This is a genomic window from Kluyvera sichuanensis (assembly GCF_040930405.1).
Lineage (GTDB): Bacteria > Pseudomonadota > Gammaproteobacteria > Enterobacterales > Enterobacteriaceae > Kluyvera > Kluyvera sichuanensis.
On the sequence record NZ_CP162271.1, the window covers coordinates 279,164 to 296,334 of the forward strand.

Annotated in this window: 16 protein-coding genes and 1 pseudogene; 7 read left to right on the forward strand and 10 right to left on the reverse strand. The window is 53.6% G+C overall.

Annotated elements, in window-relative coordinates; all coding sequences use genetic code 11:
- Positions 1 to 87: 87 nt before the first annotated feature.
- The 3 genes from AB2B48_RS01370 to poxB are packed head-to-tail and all read right to left on the reverse strand — an operon-like array spanning position 88 to position 4,297.
- Positions 88 to 1,530: an SDR family oxidoreductase gene (locus tag AB2B48_RS01370; RefSeq protein ID WP_220441029.1), complete on the reverse strand. Its 1,443-nt coding sequence runs from the start codon at positions 1,528 to 1,530 to the stop codon at positions 88 to 90.
- A gap of 10 nt (positions 1,531 to 1,540) precedes the next feature.
- A complete protein-coding gene (ltaE, locus tag AB2B48_RS01375) occupies positions 1,541 to 2,542 on the reverse strand; it encodes a low-specificity L-threonine aldolase (protein WP_220441028.1) in 1,002 nt (333 codons plus the stop codon).
- A gap of 36 nt (positions 2,543 to 2,578) precedes the next feature.
- The gene (gene poxB / locus AB2B48_RS01380) at positions 2,579 to 4,297 is read right to left on the reverse strand and encodes a ubiquinone-dependent pyruvate dehydrogenase (protein ID WP_368300596.1); all 1,719 of its coding nucleotides are present in this window, start codon (positions 4,295 to 4,297) and stop codon (positions 2,579 to 2,581) included.
- 152 nt (positions 4,298 to 4,449) lie between these two features.
- Between poxB and AB2B48_RS01385 the strand changes: the two genes are divergently transcribed.
- The 3 genes from AB2B48_RS01385 (at position 4,450) to AB2B48_RS01395 (ending at position 7,370) form a co-directional block, all read left to right on the forward strand.
- On the forward strand, positions 4,450 to 4,884 hold the full coding sequence (locus tag AB2B48_RS01385; RefSeq protein ID WP_185666602.1) for a DoxX family protein: 435 nt from the start codon (positions 4,450 to 4,452) through the stop codon (positions 4,882 to 4,884).
- A gap of 277 nt (positions 4,885 to 5,161) precedes the next feature.
- Complete coding sequence (locus AB2B48_RS01390; RefSeq protein ID WP_368300597.1) at positions 5,162 to 6,502, forward strand: ISNCY family transposase; 1,341 nt, start codon at positions 5,162 to 5,164, stop codon at positions 6,500 to 6,502.
- 319 nt (positions 6,503 to 6,821) lie between these two features.
- On the forward strand, positions 6,822 to 7,370 hold the full coding sequence (locus tag AB2B48_RS01395) for an AAA family ATPase (RefSeq protein WP_079938939.1): 549 nt from the start codon (positions 6,822 to 6,824) through the stop codon (positions 7,368 to 7,370).
- A gap of 72 nt (positions 7,371 to 7,442) precedes the next feature.
- Here the strand turns inward: AB2B48_RS01395 and ydfV are convergent.
- Positions 7,443 to 7,548, reverse strand: a pseudogene (ydfV, locus tag AB2B48_RS01400) (protein YdfV); the annotation flags it as partial.
- A 24-nt stretch (positions 7,549 to 7,572) separates the two neighbouring features.
- Between ydfV and relB the strand changes: the two are divergent.
- From relB to AB2B48_RS01415, 3 genes are all read left to right on the forward strand, one after another.
- Positions 7,573 to 7,812 (forward strand): type II toxin-antitoxin system antitoxin RelB, encoded by a 240-nt coding sequence (gene relB / locus AB2B48_RS01405; RefSeq protein ID WP_000534858.1) that lies wholly within the window; start codon positions 7,573 to 7,575, stop codon positions 7,810 to 7,812.
- Positions 7,812 to 8,099 (forward strand): type II toxin-antitoxin system mRNA interferase RelE, encoded by a 288-nt coding sequence (relE, locus tag AB2B48_RS01410; RefSeq protein ID WP_368300598.1) that lies wholly within the window; start codon positions 7,812 to 7,814, stop codon positions 8,097 to 8,099. Before relB ends, relE begins: the two co-directional genes overlap by 1 nt.
- A 70-nt stretch (positions 8,100 to 8,169) precedes the next feature.
- Positions 8,170 to 8,322: a Hok/Gef family protein gene (locus tag AB2B48_RS01415; protein ID WP_368300599.1), complete on the forward strand. Its 153-nt coding sequence runs from the start codon at positions 8,170 to 8,172 to the stop codon at positions 8,320 to 8,322.
- A 119-nt stretch (positions 8,323 to 8,441) separates the two neighbouring features.
- Here AB2B48_RS01415 and hcr read toward each other — a convergent pair whose 3' ends face one another.
- From hcr to aqpZ, 4 genes are all read right to left on the reverse strand, one after another.
- On the reverse strand, positions 8,442 to 9,410 hold the full coding sequence (gene hcr / locus AB2B48_RS01420) for an NADH oxidoreductase (protein WP_368300600.1): 969 nt from the start codon (positions 9,408 to 9,410) through the stop codon (positions 8,442 to 8,444).
- Positions 9,411 to 9,420: 10 nt separating this feature from the next.
- Entirely contained in the window at positions 9,421 to 11,073 is a 1,653-nt protein-coding gene (gene hcp / locus AB2B48_RS01425) for a hydroxylamine reductase (RefSeq protein WP_368300601.1), read from the reverse strand.
- Between the two features lie 145 nt (positions 11,074 to 11,218).
- Positions 11,219 to 12,118 (reverse strand): lysine exporter LysO family protein, encoded by a 900-nt coding sequence (locus AB2B48_RS01430; RefSeq protein ID WP_368300602.1) that lies wholly within the window; start codon positions 12,116 to 12,118, stop codon positions 11,219 to 11,221.
- A gap of 188 nt (positions 12,119 to 12,306) precedes the next feature.
- The gene (gene aqpZ, locus AB2B48_RS01435; protein WP_185666594.1) at positions 12,307 to 12,999 is read right to left on the reverse strand and encodes an aquaporin Z; all 693 of its coding nucleotides are present in this window, start codon (positions 12,997 to 12,999) and stop codon (positions 12,307 to 12,309) included.
- Between the two features lie 375 nt (positions 13,000 to 13,374).
- On the opposite strand from aqpZ, the gene AB2B48_RS01440 reads away from it, so the two are divergent.
- Positions 13,375 to 15,033: an ATP-dependent endonuclease gene (locus AB2B48_RS01440; protein ID WP_185666593.1), complete on the forward strand. Its 1,659-nt coding sequence runs from the start codon at positions 13,375 to 13,377 to the stop codon at positions 15,031 to 15,033.
- Here the strand turns inward: AB2B48_RS01440 and AB2B48_RS01445 are convergent.
- Positions 15,030 to 15,986, reverse strand: coding sequence for a VirK/YbjX family protein (locus tag AB2B48_RS01445; RefSeq protein ID WP_368300603.1), 957 nt, complete (start codon positions 15,984 to 15,986; stop codon positions 15,030 to 15,032). The genes AB2B48_RS01440 and AB2B48_RS01445 overlap by 4 nt on opposite strands.
- 174 nt (positions 15,987 to 16,160) lie before the next feature.
- Positions 16,161 to 17,114: a VirK/YbjX family protein gene (locus AB2B48_RS01450; RefSeq protein WP_368300604.1), complete on the reverse strand. Its 954-nt coding sequence runs from the start codon at positions 17,112 to 17,114 to the stop codon at positions 16,161 to 16,163.
- Positions 17,115 to 17,171: the final 57 nt, after the last annotated feature.

Consider the following 17,171-nt stretch of genomic DNA (forward strand, 5'->3'; position numbering starts at 1 on the left):
AATCATCCACAGTGTTAAAAAAGTTTTTCGTGCGCATTCTTCCGTTTATTTCACTCGTATGCAATGGGAAACTAAGACGAAAAAGGGTTATTGCGCACTTTTTCCTGTCGCTTCTTCTGCCAGACGGGTGATACGCCGCGCCATTCCCCGGAAGATAAACAGATGTGCCGGGATCATCAACAGCCAGTACAGTAATCCTGGCATACCGTGTGGATGCCACCAGGCGCGAACGTCCAGTTCCCGATGCGTGCCTTTATCGACCATGGTAAAGCTCAGACGACCAAGGCCCGGCGCCTTCATGCCGAACAGTAAGGTTAGCGCTTTTTCCGGCTCAACGATAATCACCTTCCAGCTGTCGACGGTATCACCTACCTGTAGCATATCTCGCGGCGGGCGGCCTTTGGCGAGCCGATGGCCGACCAGCAAATCCATCGCTGCGCGCGTTTTCCACAGTACGTTACCGAAGAAATAGCCCTCTTTACCGCCCAGACGATTAACTACCTGCCACAGGGCGGGGAGGCTCGCGGAAGTCTGTACGGTAAAGCCAGCTTGCTTGGCAAAAAAGCCGTACTCGGGTCGCCAGCGGGCAAAGGCCTGCGCGTCGTAGCCCCAGTCGCTGGAGTTGGCGAGCTTTTTTTCCTCTTCCAGCGTGCGGCGCACCGCTTCGTCGAAAGGGATCAACTGCTGCGGGATCAGCGCCCGCAGCGTGCGATCGTCCGCCAGCAGATCGTGCTTTAATCCCTGGATCAGCGCTTTGGCGATCGTCGGCGGCACGGAGGTAATTACGTTTAAGAACCACACCGAGATCCAGCTGGTGGGAAGTGGGATCGGGATAAGCGGCCGATGGCGACCGCTGACCGCCATAAAATGTTCAAACTGCTGCTGGTAGGTCAACTCCTCCGGGCCCGCCGCTTCGAACACGCGGTGCTCCGTTGACGGATGGTTTAAGAGCTCGACCAGGTAGACCAGCAGATTTTCCAGCGCGATAGGGGTGGTACGCGAACGTACCCAGCGCGGCGGGGTAAGTACCGGCAGGTTGTACACCATGTCGCGCATCACCTCAAAAGCGGCTGAACCCGCGCCGACAATGATGCCGGCACGCAGTTCGCTCACCGGTACGCCCGCGCTGCGCAAAATATCGGCGGTGAGCTGGCGGGCGCGCAGATGCGGGGACTGTTCATGTTCCGGAGCCTGGAGCGAGCTTAAGAAGATCAGCTGCTTAACCGGGGTTATCAGTAGCGCGTCGCGCACGTTTTCCGCCACCCGACGTTCGTGCTTAATAAAATCTTTACTCTCACCCATACCGTGTACCAGGTAGTAGACGGTATCGACGCCGTTAAGCAGCCTGGCGACATCGGTGGTTTTTTCCAGATCGACCGAATAACAGGTCACGCCCGGAAGCTGAAGTTTTTGCAGCCGCTCAATACGACGCGCCACGGCCCGCACGGTATATCCGCGCTGGCTTAATTCAGACACCAGGTGCTGGCCGATATAGCCGCTGGCACCAAAAACCAGAATAGTACGTGGCACGTCAGGCTCCTTAGCGGGCTAAAAAGGCTTTCCAGTGTGAGACGACTTCCGTGAGCTGCTGGCGATTAACGTCCAGATGGGTTACCAGGCGCACGACAGGGGAGGCGTTAATCAATACCCCACGTTCCTTCATGTACTCACCCAACTGGGCAGCGTGAGCGTCGCCGACGCGGACAAACAGCATATTGGTATCATGGCGCATCACATCTGCACCAATCTCACGCAGCTGCCCGGCAAGCCATGCGGCGTTGTTGTGGTCATCCTGCAGGCGGGCAACGTTGTTTTTCAGCGCATACAGCCCGGCTGCCGCCAGAATGCCCGCCTGGCGCATTCCGCCGCCGGTCATTTTACGCCAGCGGTTTGCGCGCTTGATGTAGTCGTGGCTGCCGACCAGCAGTGAACCAACCGGTGTGCCGAGGCCTTTAGAGAGGCAGATGGTGAACGAGTCGCAGTACTGGGCGATATCTTTAAGCTCGCAGCCATAGCTGACCAGGGCGTTGAAGATGCGTGCGCCGTCTACGTGAAGCGCCAGGCCGCGCTCGCGGGTAAATTCCCACGCGTCTTTCAGGTACGCTTGCGGCAGCACTTTGCCGTTGTGGGTGTTTTCGATGCTCAGCAGCTTAGTGCGCGCGAAGTGGATATCGTCAGCTTTGATTTTCGCTGCCACTTTATCGAGCGGCAGCGTGCCGTCCGAGGCGGCATCAATAGGTTGTGGCTGGATACTGCCCAGCACCGCTGCGCCACCCGCTTCATACAGATAGTTATGTGCGCCCTGGCCGACAATATACTCTTCACCGCGTTCGCAGTGGCTCAGCAGGGCTACCAGGTTGGCCTGGGTACCGGTAGGTAAGAAAAGCGCCGCCTCTTTACCAGACAGTTCAGCGGCGTATTGCTGGAGGGCGTTAACGGTAGGGTCGTCGCCATAAACATCATCACCGACCGGCGCGGCCATCATCTCTTCCAGCATGGCGCGCGTCGGGCGGGTTACGGTATCACTGCGTAGGTCGATCACGGCATTTCCTTTTAACTCAGAATAATGCCTCCATTTTTACCTGAGCCAGTTGGTTTTCGCCAGTTCAATGACTTCATCACCGCGGCCGCTGATAATCGCGCGCAGCATATACAGACTGAAACCTTTGGCCTGCTCAAGCTTAACCTGTGGCGGGATCGCCAGCTCCTCTTTCGCCACCACTACGTCGACCAGCACTGGGCCGTCGATGCTGAAGGCGCGTTGCAGGGCGTCATCGACGTCAGCGGATTTCTCGACGCGGATGCCGGTTATTCCGCAGGCTTCTGCGATGCGCGCAAAGTTAGTGTCGCCAAGCTCCGTGCCGTCGGTCAGATAGCCCCCGGCTTTCATTTCCATCGCCACAAAGCCCAGTATGCTGTTGTTAAAGACCACGATTTTCACCGGCAGCTTCATTTGCACGACCGAGAGGAAATCGCCCATCAGCATGCTGAAGCCACCGTCGCCGCACATCGCCACCACCTGGCGTCCGGGTTCCGTGGCCTGCGCACCCAGCGCCTGCGGCATCGCGTTCGCCATGGAACCGTGGTTAAACGAACCCAGAAGACGGCGCTTACCGTTCATTTGCAGATAGCGTGCGGCCCACACGGTTGGGGTGCCCACATCGCAGGTGAAGATGGCATCTTCGCTGGCGAAACGGCTGATTTGCTGCGCCAGATACTGCGGGTGGATGACCTTATCGCTTGGCTTGGCTAAATCGTCTAGCCCTTTGCGTGCGCTGCGATAGTGTTCCAGCGCTTTATCGAGGAAGCTTCGATCGCTTTTTTCTTCTAACAGCGGCAGCAGCGCCGCCAGCGTTGCTTTCACATCACCGACCAGCGCCATATCCACTTTGCTGTACGCGCCAATGCTTCCAGGGTTAATGTCTATCTGGATGATGGTGCTTTCAGTTGGGTAGAACGGGCGGTAGGGGAACTGCGTGCCGAGCAGGATAAGCGTGTCGGCGTTCATCATGGCGTGGAAACCGGAGGAGAAACCGATAAGCCCGGTCATGCCGACGTCATATGGGTTTTCGTATTCCACGTGTTCTTTGCCACGCAGCGCATGAACGATAGGGGATTTAAGCTTGCCGGCAAATGCGGTCAGTTCTTCATGTGCCCCGGCGCATCCGCTGCCACACAGCAGGGTAATATTACGCGCTGACTTGAGCTTCTCGGCCAGCTTTTCCAGCTCGCTCAGTGGTGGTGTGACAATGGGATGCGGCGCAGGGTACCAGTTGGTGCTGGCGCTCTCTGGCGCGGCCTTCAGCGCGACATCGCCCGGCAGAACCACCACGGACACGCCGCGGTTGAGCACCGCTTTACGCATGGCAATCGCCAGCACCTGTGGGATCTGCTCCGGCGTAGATACCAGCTCACAGTAGTGGCTGCATTCACGGAACAGCTCCTGTGGATGAGTCTCCTGAAAATAGCCGCTGCCGATTTCACTCGACGGGATATGTGCGACAATGGCAAGCACCGGGACGTGGTTGCGGTGGCAGTCAAAAAGCCCGTTAATTAAGTGTAGATTTCCCGGCCCGCAGGAACCGGCGCATACTGCAAGTTCGCCGGTGAGCTGTGCCTCTGCGCCCGCTGCAAAAGCGGCCACTTCTTCATGCCGCGTCGGCATCCACGCAATGGTGCCCATTCGGTTCAGGCTATCGCTAAGGCCGTTGAGCGAATCGCCCGTCACGCCCCAGATTCGTTTCACTCCTGCCTGCTCTAGCGTTTTGGCAATGTAGTTGGCCACGGTCTGTTTCATGGTTTTCCATCTCCTGAATTGTGATACCGGTTACAAGTTTAGATGAAACTCGTCGTTTCGCTGGAAAAATACCCTTATTTTCAGCGGGTATATTTAGTAAATGAGAAGCAGTACCGTAGAAGTTCTACAGGGATAAACAGGGAAAAATTTAAATGATTATAAAGTTGCTCCAGGCTGTGAACCGCACGTTGTCGCACGAAGATTTCGGCAAATTATTACTGCGTCTTGTCGTCGGCGGCCTGATGCTGTTCCATGGGCTGCACAAGCTGTTTGATGGGGTTGACGGGATTAGTGCGATGCTGGTGGCAAAAGGGCTGCCGGGCTTTATCGCCTATGGTGTGCTGGTGGGTGAGGTGGTTGCGCCTATCCTGCTGATCCTCGGGGTACTGACCCGCCCGGCGGCGCTGGTGTTAGCGTTTACGATGGTTGTGGCATGGCTGATGGTTGGGCTGGATAAAACCGTCGCGCTGGATAAAACCGGGGCATGGGCGATTGAAAGCCTGGTGTACTTCTTTGTGGCGGCGCTGGCGATTGCGTTTCTCGGTGCTGGCAAATATGCGCTGGGCGGGAAATCAGCCTGGCAATAGTCTGTATTCGGACTGACATCTTAGCAGACGGTGATGCAGGAAAGGGTGAAAATGCGCTCGGGTGCTTGAGGCTATCTGCTTCAGGTGCTCTGCGGTAGATAGAGAAAAGCCCCACTCGACTCTAAATCGAATGAGGCCCCTATATGCCAGACACATACAGGCTAGCCTCTTACCCGCCGAAAGGCAAGGAGATGTTAGCCATTTGTTAACGCCAAGCTGTAATGTCCCCTTTGAACCATTCTAAAATGTCCCCAGGCGATTTCTGGGGGATTTTTTCATGATCAAAGAGACAGTTACGATGAGCCATAAGGAACTCGACAGGCTTCAGATTATTCAGGAGTCAGTCAACCGTCATATTACCCAGAAGCAAGCCGCGGTACGTATTGGCATCTCTGTCCGTCAGGTTAAACGTCTGGTACATCGATACAGAAATGAAGGGCCAGTTGGACTTGTATCCCGCAGACGTGGGAAGCGGCCTAATAATGCTTTTGGCCCCGAATTCAGAAAGACCGTAATTTCATTTCTCAGAGAGCGCTACGCTGATTTTGGACCAACACTTGCCAGTGAGAAATTGCGCGAAATACACGGCTTGTGTTTATCCGCTGAAACTCTCAGGAAGTGGATGGTGGAGGAGGGGATATGGCGCGAACGCCGTCGTAAACTTGCCCGAATATATCAGCGCCGCATGCGACGTCCATCCTACGGTGAACTGATCCAGATTGATGGCTCGCCTCATGACTGGTTTGAGGGCAGGGGCCCCAAGTGCACACTGATAGTCTTTATCGATGATGCTACCAGTGCTCTGATGGCACTGCGATTCGCTCCTGCAGAAACTACCCGGGCTTACATGGAAACCCTTCGTGGTTACCTTAATGATCATGGCGTACCACTGGCTCTCTACTCTGACAGACACAGTATATTCAGAGTAAATAACCCGGAGCGGGAAGGGGAGTTGACTCAGTTTACTCGTGCGATAAAGACACTGGGCATCGAGCCCATCCATGCCAACAGCCCACAGGCAAAAGGGCGGGTAGAACGCGCTAATCAGACGTTACAGGACAGACTGGTTAAGGAGCTGCGTCTTCAGGATATCAGCGATATTGAAACAGCAAACGCATGGTTGCCGACATTTATTGATGCGTATAACAACCGGTTTGCTACGCCGCCTCGTATTGCTGATAATGCCCACCTTGATATACACCATTCTGAAGAAGAACTGGGTTATATCTTCAGTCTTCAGGCGAGGCGCGTTCTCTCCAAAAATCTCACTTTCCAGTACAAAAGCAGTGTGTTTCAGATACGCAGTGAAGGCCGGGGATACCGGCTTCGACATTCGGTTGTCACGGTATGCGAGAGCTTTGACGGTGAAATCAATGTTCTGTATGACGGGAAAGCATTGGGATGGGAAAAGTACGTTGATGGCCCGGAGCCTATACCACTGGATGATGAAAAAAGTGTCCATGACCGTGTGGATAATGCCCGCATTGATTTACGCTCAAAATTCTACGTAAAACCTAAAGCTGACCATCCCTGGCTCACACGCCGCACGCAAAGTAATCAGCAAGTTAAGCCCCCGAAATTACCCAGAAAGAAGGTTGATCCCGATAAAACGGACTGAAACCAAGCGTTATTCAGTTTAGTGCATATCCACTCACTGGACAGATTCTGACGTTGCGTTTCTGACGTGCATTTTCAGGTGGTTTGTTGCCTGTTTTACCCGTTTCCCGTCAGAAACGCGTTTAGGCCGTCTGAGCGGTGCGCGTAATGAGGCGTTATGGTAAATCGGCTGAGCTAATGTCCGCAAAGAGCGAGGAGCAGACATTCGATGGGAATAAAATGTAGCTAGTAAAACCATCAACAAGTAATCTGGCAACTCGTGAAACGTGCGCCATCAGTATTGCTGCTGTATCGCGTCTATAAATGCACAGGAGGGTTCAATGTCTTCAGCTTTTCAACATCGTTTCATTCTTACAGGTGGTCCTGGGTCAGGCAAAAGCACGATAATTGATACGATTAAAAAACGAGGGTTTTGGTGCTCTAAAGAAGCGGGAAGAGGCGTTATACAAGACCAGGTGAACATAGATGGCAATGCATTACCGTGGGCCAACCAGACTGCATTTGCAGAGCTCATGCTATCCTGGGAAATGCGTTCGTGGCACGAAGCTGAAGGGCAAACACAACCATGCTTATTCGACCGTGGCATTCCTGATGTTGTAGGTTATTTAAGCCTTTCTGAACTTACCATACCGAGGCATTTGGAAAATGCCATCGAGAAATTTCGCTATAACCGAACCGTATTTATAGCACCACCCTGGCGTGACATATATGTACAGGATACAGAGCGTAAACAATCTTTCGATGTCGCTGTAGCGACATATCAGGCAATGGTGAAAACATACCGTACGTATGATTATCAGTTGATAGAATTGCCATGTGTTTCTGTAGAGGAACGTGTGGATTTTATCCTTTCCAGGATAGTACGTTGATAAAATATCAACTACGCGTAATGGCGAATCACCATACCTGAATCTGTCGCATCCAAGTGAATATACAACTTCCGCTCTTGGCACAAAGCGGACTGTGATCACCGTTCTTACGACTACTTTTCTGACTTCCTTTGTGACTTGCTCTAAGCATGTTGTAGTGCGATACTTGTAATGACATTTGTACTTACAAGAGGTGTAAGACATGGGTAGCATTAACCTGCGTATTGACGATGAACTTAAAGCGCGTTCTTACGCCGCGCTTGAAAAAATGGGTGTAACTCCCTCTGAAGCGCTTCGTCTCATGCTTGAGTATATCGCTGACAATGAACGCTTGCCGTTCAAACAGACACTCCTGAGTGATGAAGATGCTGAGCTTGTGGAGATAGTGAAAGAACGGCTTCGTAATCCTAAGCCAGTACGAGTGACGCTGGATGAGCTCTGATGGCGTATTTTCTGGATTTTGACGAGCGGGCACTAAAGGAATGGCGAAAGCTGGGCTCGACGGTACGTGAACAGTTGAAAAAGAAGTTGGCTGAAGTACTTGAGTCACCCCGGATTGAAGCGAACAAGCTCCGTGGTATGCCCGACTGTTACAAGATTAAGCTCCGGTCTTCAGGCTATCGCCTTGTATACCAGGTCATAGACGAGAAAGTTGTTGTCTTCGTGGTTTCCGTTGGGAAAAGGGAACGCTCGGAAGTTTATAGCGAGGCGGTCAAACGCATTATCTGAAATAAAGCAGGACATCTCTGTTTCGCAGTAAAGGTGACGCTTCTGCTTTGCGTTGACAGAGATGTTAGCCATGAAGCAGCAAAGCTGGAGATTTATCACATTGATAATTATCTGTATTACCGTTGTTATGGTGGTGCTGATAACGAGAAAAGATCTCTGCGAGGTGCGCCTGAAATCCGGGCAAACTGAGGTGGCTGTTTTCACGGCTTACGAATCCGAGTAAGAGCACCGGCGGGGAGCAATCCCCGCCACTCTTTATGTGTTGGCTATCTTCATGGCACCCACAGACGTAAAAAAGGCCACCCGGCAAAACCGGGTGGCCTTTTCACATCGTAGCGCAGATTACGCCAGTACCAGATCGCCCTGCGGATGACAGGAGCAGGCCAGTACGTAGCCGTCGGCGATTTCCGCCTCGGTCAACGTCATGGTGCTGGTAACCGTATACTCGCCGGAAACCACTTTGGTTTTACAGCAACCGCAAACGCCTGCGCGGCATGCGGCAACGATTGGCATTTTGTTACTTTCCAGCGCGTCCAGCAGCGTGGTGCCGACCGGTGCGTAGAACTCTTTTGCCGGCTGCAGCTTGGTGAACTTCAGGCCGCTGGTTGCTGCATCAGCCACCGGGGTAAAGAACTTCTCTTTAAAGAAACGCGTCACGCCAAGCGCCTTCACCTCGTTCTCGACCATGTCCATGTACGGCGCTGGGCCGCAGGTCATCACGGTGCGAGAAGCCAGGTCCGGCACGCTTTTCAGCAGTTCAGTACTCAGTCGGCCAGAAACAAAGCCATGGGTTGCATTATTTTCCGCGACCAGCGTGACCGGATACTGGCGCCACTCTTCGGCAAAAATGACATCCTGTGGCGAGCGCACGTTAAAAATAACCTGGACATCGGCCTCTGGACGGTACTTCGCCAACCAGCGACGCATCGACATAATCGGCGTAACGCCGCAGCCGGCGGCCAGCATCAGGAACTTGTCATCTGCTTTATCTTCACAGGTAAATTCACCCATCGCATCGGACAGCCAGATGTAGTCGCCGCGCTTCACATCGCGGGTCAGCCACTGCGAACCGGCACCGTCATCAATACGGCGGACGGTCAGCGTAATGTATTCGCTCACGCCCGGCGTAGAGGAGATAGTGTAAGCACGCAGCGTATCCGCTGAGTTGCGCACGCTGACCAGTGCATACTGCCCGGCGTGGTACGGATAATAGTCGTGGCAGAGCAACGAAATTGTCCATACGTCCGGCGTTTCCTGATGGATGTGGTGAACCTGCATCCGCCATGGGCACTGATGTGTTGGCATTGTCATTCTTTACTCCTTACGCGCTCAGCAGCTGCTTCATATCTTCTTCAACGGTGGTCACGGAACGCAGACCGAATTTCTCGTTGAGTACTGCCAGCAGGTCCGGCGTGAAGAAGCCTGGTGCAGTTGGGCCAGTCACGATGTTTTTCACGCCCAGAGAGAGCAGGGTCAGCAGGATCACAATTGCCTTCTGTTCGAACCAGGAGAGCACCAGAGACAGCGGCAGATCGTTCACGCCGCAGCCCAGTTTTTCTGCCAGCGTTACCGCCAGGATGATGGCAGAGTAAGCATCGTTACACTGACCGGCATCGACCAGACGCGGCAGGCCTTCGATATCGCCGAACTCCAGCTTGTTGAAGCGGTATTTACCGCAGGCCAGGGTCAGGATCAGGCAGTCATCCGGTACGCTGGTGGCGAAATCGGTGAAGTAGTTACGTTCACCGCGTGCGCCGTCGCAGCCGCCGACCAGGAAGATGTGACGCAGTTTTTCGCGGCTCACCAGATCGATCAGAGTATCCGCTGCGCCCAGAAGGGTCTGACGGCCAAAACCAACGGTGATCAGATGTGGGATTTCGCTGTACGGGAAGCCAGCCATCTGCTGTGCCTGAGCGATAACCGGGCCGAAGTTGTCGCCTTCAAGGTGGCTTACGCCCGGCCAGCCGACGATGCTACGGGTCCAGATACGGTCGTCGTAAGCACCTACGGTTGGGTCGATGATGCAGTTAGAGGTCATCACGATTGGGCCAGGGAAGCGGGCAAATTCAACCTGCTGGTTCTGCCAGCCGCTGCCGTAGTTACCGATCAGGTGTTTGAATTTACGCAGCTCTGGGTAGCCGTGTGCTGGCAGCATTTCGCCGTGGGTATAGACGTTAACGCCGGTGCCTTCGGTTTGCTCCAGCAGGTTGTAAAGGTCTTTCAGGTCGTGGCCGGAGATCAGAATACATTTACCTTCGGTCGCTTTCACGTTGACCTGAGTTGGCGTTGGGTGACCGTATTTAGTGGTTTCGCCAGCGTCCAGAATGCTCATCACTTTGAAGTTCATCTGGCCGATTTCCATTGAACACTCCAGCAGAGCGTTCATATCGGAAGGCCAGGTACCCAGCCATGCCATGATTTTGTGGTATTGCGCGTAGATGTCGTTGTCGTACTGGCCGAGAACGTGGGCATGTTCCATATAGGCCGCCGCACCTTTCAGGCCGTACAGGCACAGCAGACGCAGGCCGAGAATGTTTTCGCCGATGGTTGCTTTGTCTTTGTTCGGGGTGAATTCCGCAGCCTGCTGCTGCAGGGCACCCAGATCGTCGCTGGCCAGCTGCAGGTCGGCCATTGGGTTATCAACGGTGGCGTTGGCATCAACAGCCAGGCACTGTGCTTTCAGCGCATCGCGCATCGCGATGGCTTCACGGGCATAGCCAACGATACGTGGGGAATCGAAGTTAACGTTAGTCAGGGTAGAGAAGAACGCGCGCGGGGCGAAGTTATCGACGTCGTGGCTGATAATGCCGTATTCGCGAGCTTTAACCGCCCATGCGGACAGACCTTGCAGGGACGCAATCAGCAGATCCTGCAGATCGGACGTTTCTGCGGTCTTACCGCACATACCCTGTGCATAAGAGCAGCCGTTCCCTGCCGGAGTACGGATGGTTTGTTCACATTGCACACAAAACATGGTCACACCTTTTAAAGTTATATTTAATATACATGTTTAAGGGTAAGCCTGGTGCTTAGCCTTGAAAAGGGATTTCTGGTGCAACTTAAAGGGAGGTTGATTTAGCGCAATTTTGGCGGCAGCCGGGGCTACCGCCATAGAGGTATCAGGCGGTGAAGAAGGCCATCATCAGAGGAACCAACAGGCTCAGCAGGAAGCCGTGGACGATGGCAGGTGGCACCATTTCTACGCCACCGGAACGTTGTAGCACCGGCAGGGTAAAGTCCATTGACGTTGCACCACACAGCCCCAGCGCCGTTGAGCGACTGCGGCGAACCAGACCGGGGATCAGCATGATGGCGAGCAGTTCGCGCGCGAGGTCATTAAAGAAGGTGGCGCTGCCGATCACCGGGCCATAAGCATCAGTCAGAAGAATACCTGAGAGCGAATACCAGCCGAATCCAGAAGCCATCGCCATTCCGGTTTTAATCGGCAGTCCGAGCAGAAAAGCGTTAACCACCCCGGCTACCATAGAGCTTGCGACCACCACCAGCGCAATTAGCATGCCACGGCGGTTGAGAATTATCTGTCGCAGCGTCATACCACTATTTCTCAGCTGAATACCTACAAGGAACAGGAGGAAGATAAGCGTATATTCGCTGGCGTCGGTGGCATGCTGTAAAAAAGCAAAACCGCTTAGTCCAACCACAAAACCGGCTATAACCACAAAGCACAGTTTTAATGATTCCAGCGCCATGGCGACGCGGGACGGTAATTTTTCCTGATGGTGTGGATGCCCCCACGGACGCACTTTTTCAAGCCACATTAGCGCCAGCATATTGCACGCTAAAATAACCACAATACTAATGGCGGAATAGTGGAAAATAGCTAACAGGTTATCCGCCAGATTATCCAGGAATGCCAGACTGATCCCCATAAAGAAGAGAATAAGATAAACAATCCAGCTCAGCAGACGGTTGATTAGCTGCAGCGCGCTGCGGTGGGTGAGGGGGATAAGGTAGCCGATAATGAGTGGCACCAGAATGATTAGCAATCCCGATAACATGGCGAGCTCAGTTCCTTGCAGTGTTGAAATAGCGCACAGACACTACCGAAAACCCCATTCTGAGTAAAGCCACGAAAAAAGAAAGACCCGACAAAGCCGGGTCTTTCTTATGTAGCCCGGCCAAGCGAAGCGCCGCCGGGGATGCTCCGTCGTCGGCGCCTGAGCGCCTCGTCTGGGCTACAGCCGTATTATTTCTTTTCCAGCAGGGTGCGATAAATCAGACCACCGAGGATACCGCCGATAATTGGCATGACCCAGAAGAGCCACAGCTGGTTCAGTGCCCAACCGCCCTGGAAGATAGCCACTGCGGTACTACGCGCCGGGTTAACAGAGGTGTTAGTCACTGGGATGCTGATCAGGTGGATCAGGGTCAGCGCCAGACCGATAGCAATAGGGGCGAAGCCCGCTGGCGCATTTTTATCAGTTGCACCGTGGATAACCAGCAGGAAGCCACAGGTCAGTACGATTTCAATCACGATAGCGGACAGCATGGAGTAGCCACCCGGTGAGTGTTCGCCGTAGCCGTTAGAAGCGAAACCACTGGCTGCTGCGTCAAAGCCTGCTTTACCGCTGGCGATGAGATACAGAATAGCCGCAGCGATAATCCCGCCCACAACCTGAGCAATGATATAACCGATAACGTCTTTAGCCGGGAAACGACCGCCCGCCCACAGGCCCAGCGTCACTGCCGGGTTAAAATGGCCGCCAGAAATGTGCCCTACAGCAAAAGCCATGGTGAGAACGGTTAAACCGAACGCCAGCGCCACACCCGCAAAGCCAATCCCTAACTCTGGGAATGCTGCAGCCAGAACCGCGCTGCCGCAACCACCAAATACCAGCCAGAAGGTGCCAAAGCACTCTGCAGCCAATTTTCTAAACATAACCACCTCGAATTAAAAATATCATCGTCATAAAGGATGACGACTGAATTTATACCGGCCTGAATTGAGCGGCAGGCATAGTCAGCGCTATTTTAGAAACTAACGTCATCCCTTAACCAGTTAAATAAATACGCGAACTTTGATACAAAACAATGTGGTGTTAATCCTTGAGCAATTCATTCTTTAATTTAGAGTGTAGTGCATTATTTTCGGAATAATCGTGAAGAGTGATTGAGAGCGCATTTTATTACTTTGCACGGTTAATGACGCCTTCTTCTACCTGAAAGTAAGGGAATGAGCGGATGTCAACGCCCCTCCATGCCGCTATACTGCGAGAATGAAAGGAGAGCAGGCGTATCGTGTTACGGAGGAGTTATGCTTCTTGAGCGCACCGAGATTGCAGGGTTTCGCGGCATCAACCGTTTGTCGTTAATGCTGGAACAAAATAATGTCTTAATCGGCGAAAACGCCTGGGGTAAGTCGAGTCTGCTGGATGCATTGACGCTGCTGCTTTCCCCGCATGAAGGGCTGTATCACTTTGTCCGCAACGATTTCTGGTTCCCGCCCGGCGATGTTCAGGGGCGCGAACATCATCTGCATATTATTCTGACCTTTCGCGAGAACGAGCCGGGACGCTACCGCGGGCGTCGCTACCGTGGCCTCACCGGCTGCTGGTCGCTGTGCCCTGACGGCTATCAGCGCATTTTCTATCGCCTGGAAGGTGAACTGGCCGCCGACGGTAGCGTACTGACTTTACGCAGCTTTATCGACAGCGACGGCCAGGCGCTGGAACTGGATGATATCGATGCCTGCGCGCGCGAACTGATTCGCCTGATGCCGGTGCTGCGCCTGCGCGATGCCCGTTTTATGCGTCGTATTCGTAACGGCACCGTGCCGAACGTACCGGATGTCGAGATTACCGCCCGTCAGTTGGATTATCTGTCGCGTGAGCTGGTCACCAGCCCACAGAACCTGAGCGACGGGCAAATTCGCCAGGGGCTCTCGGCGATGGGGCAACTGCTCGAACACTACTTTTCTGAACAGGGATCCGGCCCGGCGATCCAGCGCCTGATGCGTCGGCGCTCTCACGATGAACAGCGTAGCTGGCGCTATCTCGATCTTATTAACCGCATGATCGATAAACCCGGTGCCCGCAATCACCGGGTGATCCTGCTGGGCATGTTTGCCACCTTATTGCAGGCGAAAGGGACAGTCAGGCTGGATAAAGACGCTCGCCCGCTGCTGCTGGTGGAAGACCCGGAAACCCGACTGCACCCCATTATGCTCTCCGTGGCCTGGAGCCTGCTGAACCTGCTGCCATTGCAGCGTATTGCCACCACGAACTCTGGTGAACTGCTGTCGCTGACGCCGATGCAGTACGTTTGCCGTCTGGTGCGTGAATCGTCCCGCGTTTCCGCCTGGCGCTTAGGGCCGGAAGGGATGAACGCTGAAGATAGCCGCCGCATCTCCTTCCATATCCGCTTTAACCGCGCTTCATCGCTGTTTGCCCGCTGCTGGCTGCTGGTGGAAGGCGAGACGGAAACCTGGGTGATTAACGAACTGGCGCGTCAGTGCGGTCATCACTTTGATGCTGAAGGAGTGAAGGTGATTGAATTTGCCCAGTCGGGGTTAAAGCCGCTTATCAAGTTTGCGCGCCGGATGGGTATTGAATGGCACGTGCTGGTCGATGGTGATGAGGCCGGGAAGAAGTATGCCGCCACCGTGCGTGGTTTACTCAACAACGACCGGGATCAGGAACATCATCACCTGACCACGCTGCCGGCGCTGGACATGGAACACTTTATGTATAAGCAGGGATTTTCCAGCGTCTATCATCGCGTTGCTCAGTTACCGGAGAATATCCCGATGAATATGCGTCGGGTGATTACCAAGGCTATCCATCGCTCGTCAAAACCCGATCTGGCCATTGAAGTGGCGATGGAGGCGGGTCGGCGGGGGACTGAAGCCGTACCGCCTTTACTGAAGAAAATGTTTTCCCGCGTCGTCTGGCTGGCGCGCGGGAAGGCAGATTAGCGCGTGCTGGTCTGCAAAATCTGCTGCTGGAGCATATCCAGCAGCTCGTAGCGGCGGCGGTACTCCGCCCGTTTTTTGCTGGCAATCTCTTCCATGGTTTTACGCGGCAGCATCAGCGGCAGCACGTAATCTCCTTTGCTATCTACCGTTGCGCTGAGCGATTCCCAGAAGCTGTTGTAATCGGCATGCAGTTTGTCGCGTTTTTTACGACGATAGCGCAGGCTCTGGTAGATATGCGTCTCGTTGCTGACGGCGCGAACGTGTTCTACCGACAGCGGTGTCGCCAGCGTTAACAGCGCATCCACCACCAGGCGTTTCGGGAACAGGCCATGACAGGCTTTTGTTGCTGTCTGGATTAGCTGATGTGGAACGTGCGCCTTCGCCCCCTGCAAACCCCCAATATAAAAGGTATCCACCCCGTTGAACTGGCATAACGTAAACGTTAGCTCCGCCAGCACGGTGTTGTTTTCATCACGAAACGTTAGCGTTGCTTCACCTTCTTTATCCTGCATGGCATCTGCGTTGAGGCGAATAGCGTACTGCTGACCGTCTTTGCCGTTAATGGTCGCCAACAGCGCGCCGTGCGGTGAGAGATAGCCTTTCGTTACATGTTCCGGCAGATGGCTCAGCAACTGCTGGTAGTGCCAGCTTAACGCCTCGATGGTCTGCTGATGATCGGTGTGGACAGACAACCACGGACGGTGTAGACGGCACGGAAGTCCGGGCTGCACGTCCAGGATCTGCATTAAATGTGGTTGTTTTGCCAGGTTCGCCAGCAGCTTGCCGGTCATTCGCGGCGTGCTCAGTGAACGCAGCATGAACTTAAAACGATAGCCTGGATTCTCCCACGCTCGGCCAGGCGTTAACGCGCCGGTTGATAGCAGCCGAAAGAAATGCCAGCTGGATTCTGGCTGCAGGGCAGTGGAGAGGGAAAGTTCGGCGAGGCTGGACATAGGAATAATCTCATAAGAAAGATTTGCCTATTTAAGCAACGAGATGCTCAACACAATTTCAACAAATGTAAGAATTGTGGAGATTAATCTTTGTTGATGAATCGTTTAGGTTTGTTGATATCTGTTTTTCCTGTATTTCTACGCACCACATCAGCAGTGCGTAGAAAAAAGAGATTAGCGCTGGCTAAAGAGCGTCGACATTTGCGTGCCAATAGCATCGAGCAACTCAAAGCGGCGGCGGTACTCTGCGCGTTTTTTGCTCGCAATTTCGGCAATATCTTTGCGGGCAATAGTGACAGGGATATGGAAATAGCGGTTTTGATCGCATTCACCGCCTACGGCTTCCCAAAAGCTGTCGTAATCCGAAAGGACGGCTTTGTTTTTATCGTGGTAGCGCTCGCCACGGAAAATATGGACTGTGTTGCTGACGGCGAGAATTTGTTCCACCTGCAGACGGCCTGCAAAGTGGCAAACGGCTTCCATCACCAGCCGTTTCGGGAACAGGCCGTGGCAGGCTTTGGTCGCTTCCTGAATGACTTCATGAGGAAGTTCGCGTATACCGCCCTGCAGGCCACCGATAAACAGCGTCCGCTGGTTCTGATAGTTCAGGATGGTAAAGGTCATTTCCGCCAGCGTATCGCCATTCGCGTTACGCATCAGGATCGTGCTATCACCCTCTTTGTCGAGATTGACATCCATGGTCAGTTCAATGCTGAAGACCTCGCCGTTTTTCCCCTCTAGCTTTGCAAGCGGGAAATACTGCGAATTCAGATAGGTCTCAAACTCTTCAGAGGACATTGCCTCGGATAACAGCTTATAGTGATAACGCAGCGCATCCACAATCAAAGGGCGAGGGAAATTGACCGCCAGATAAGGGCGATGCAGTCGCACCGGCAGGCGAGGTTGGCGGGCCATGACCGCGTTAAGATTTGACCATTGAGACAGTTCTTGCATCCAATCGCGGTTTAAGCGTGGCATCAATAAAGAACGCACCATAAACTTCCGCCGGAAGCTGTTTTTATGCCAGTGTTCGCTAGGACGCCACTGCCCGCTGAACAGGCTGAAAAACAGCCCAAGGCTGGTGAAAGAATGCGCTGGGGGAAGAGAGTTATCACTGAGCTGAGACATTGATGGCGACCTGATATAAAAAACTTTTCCAAAGTTTACAATTGGAAAACTAAACCA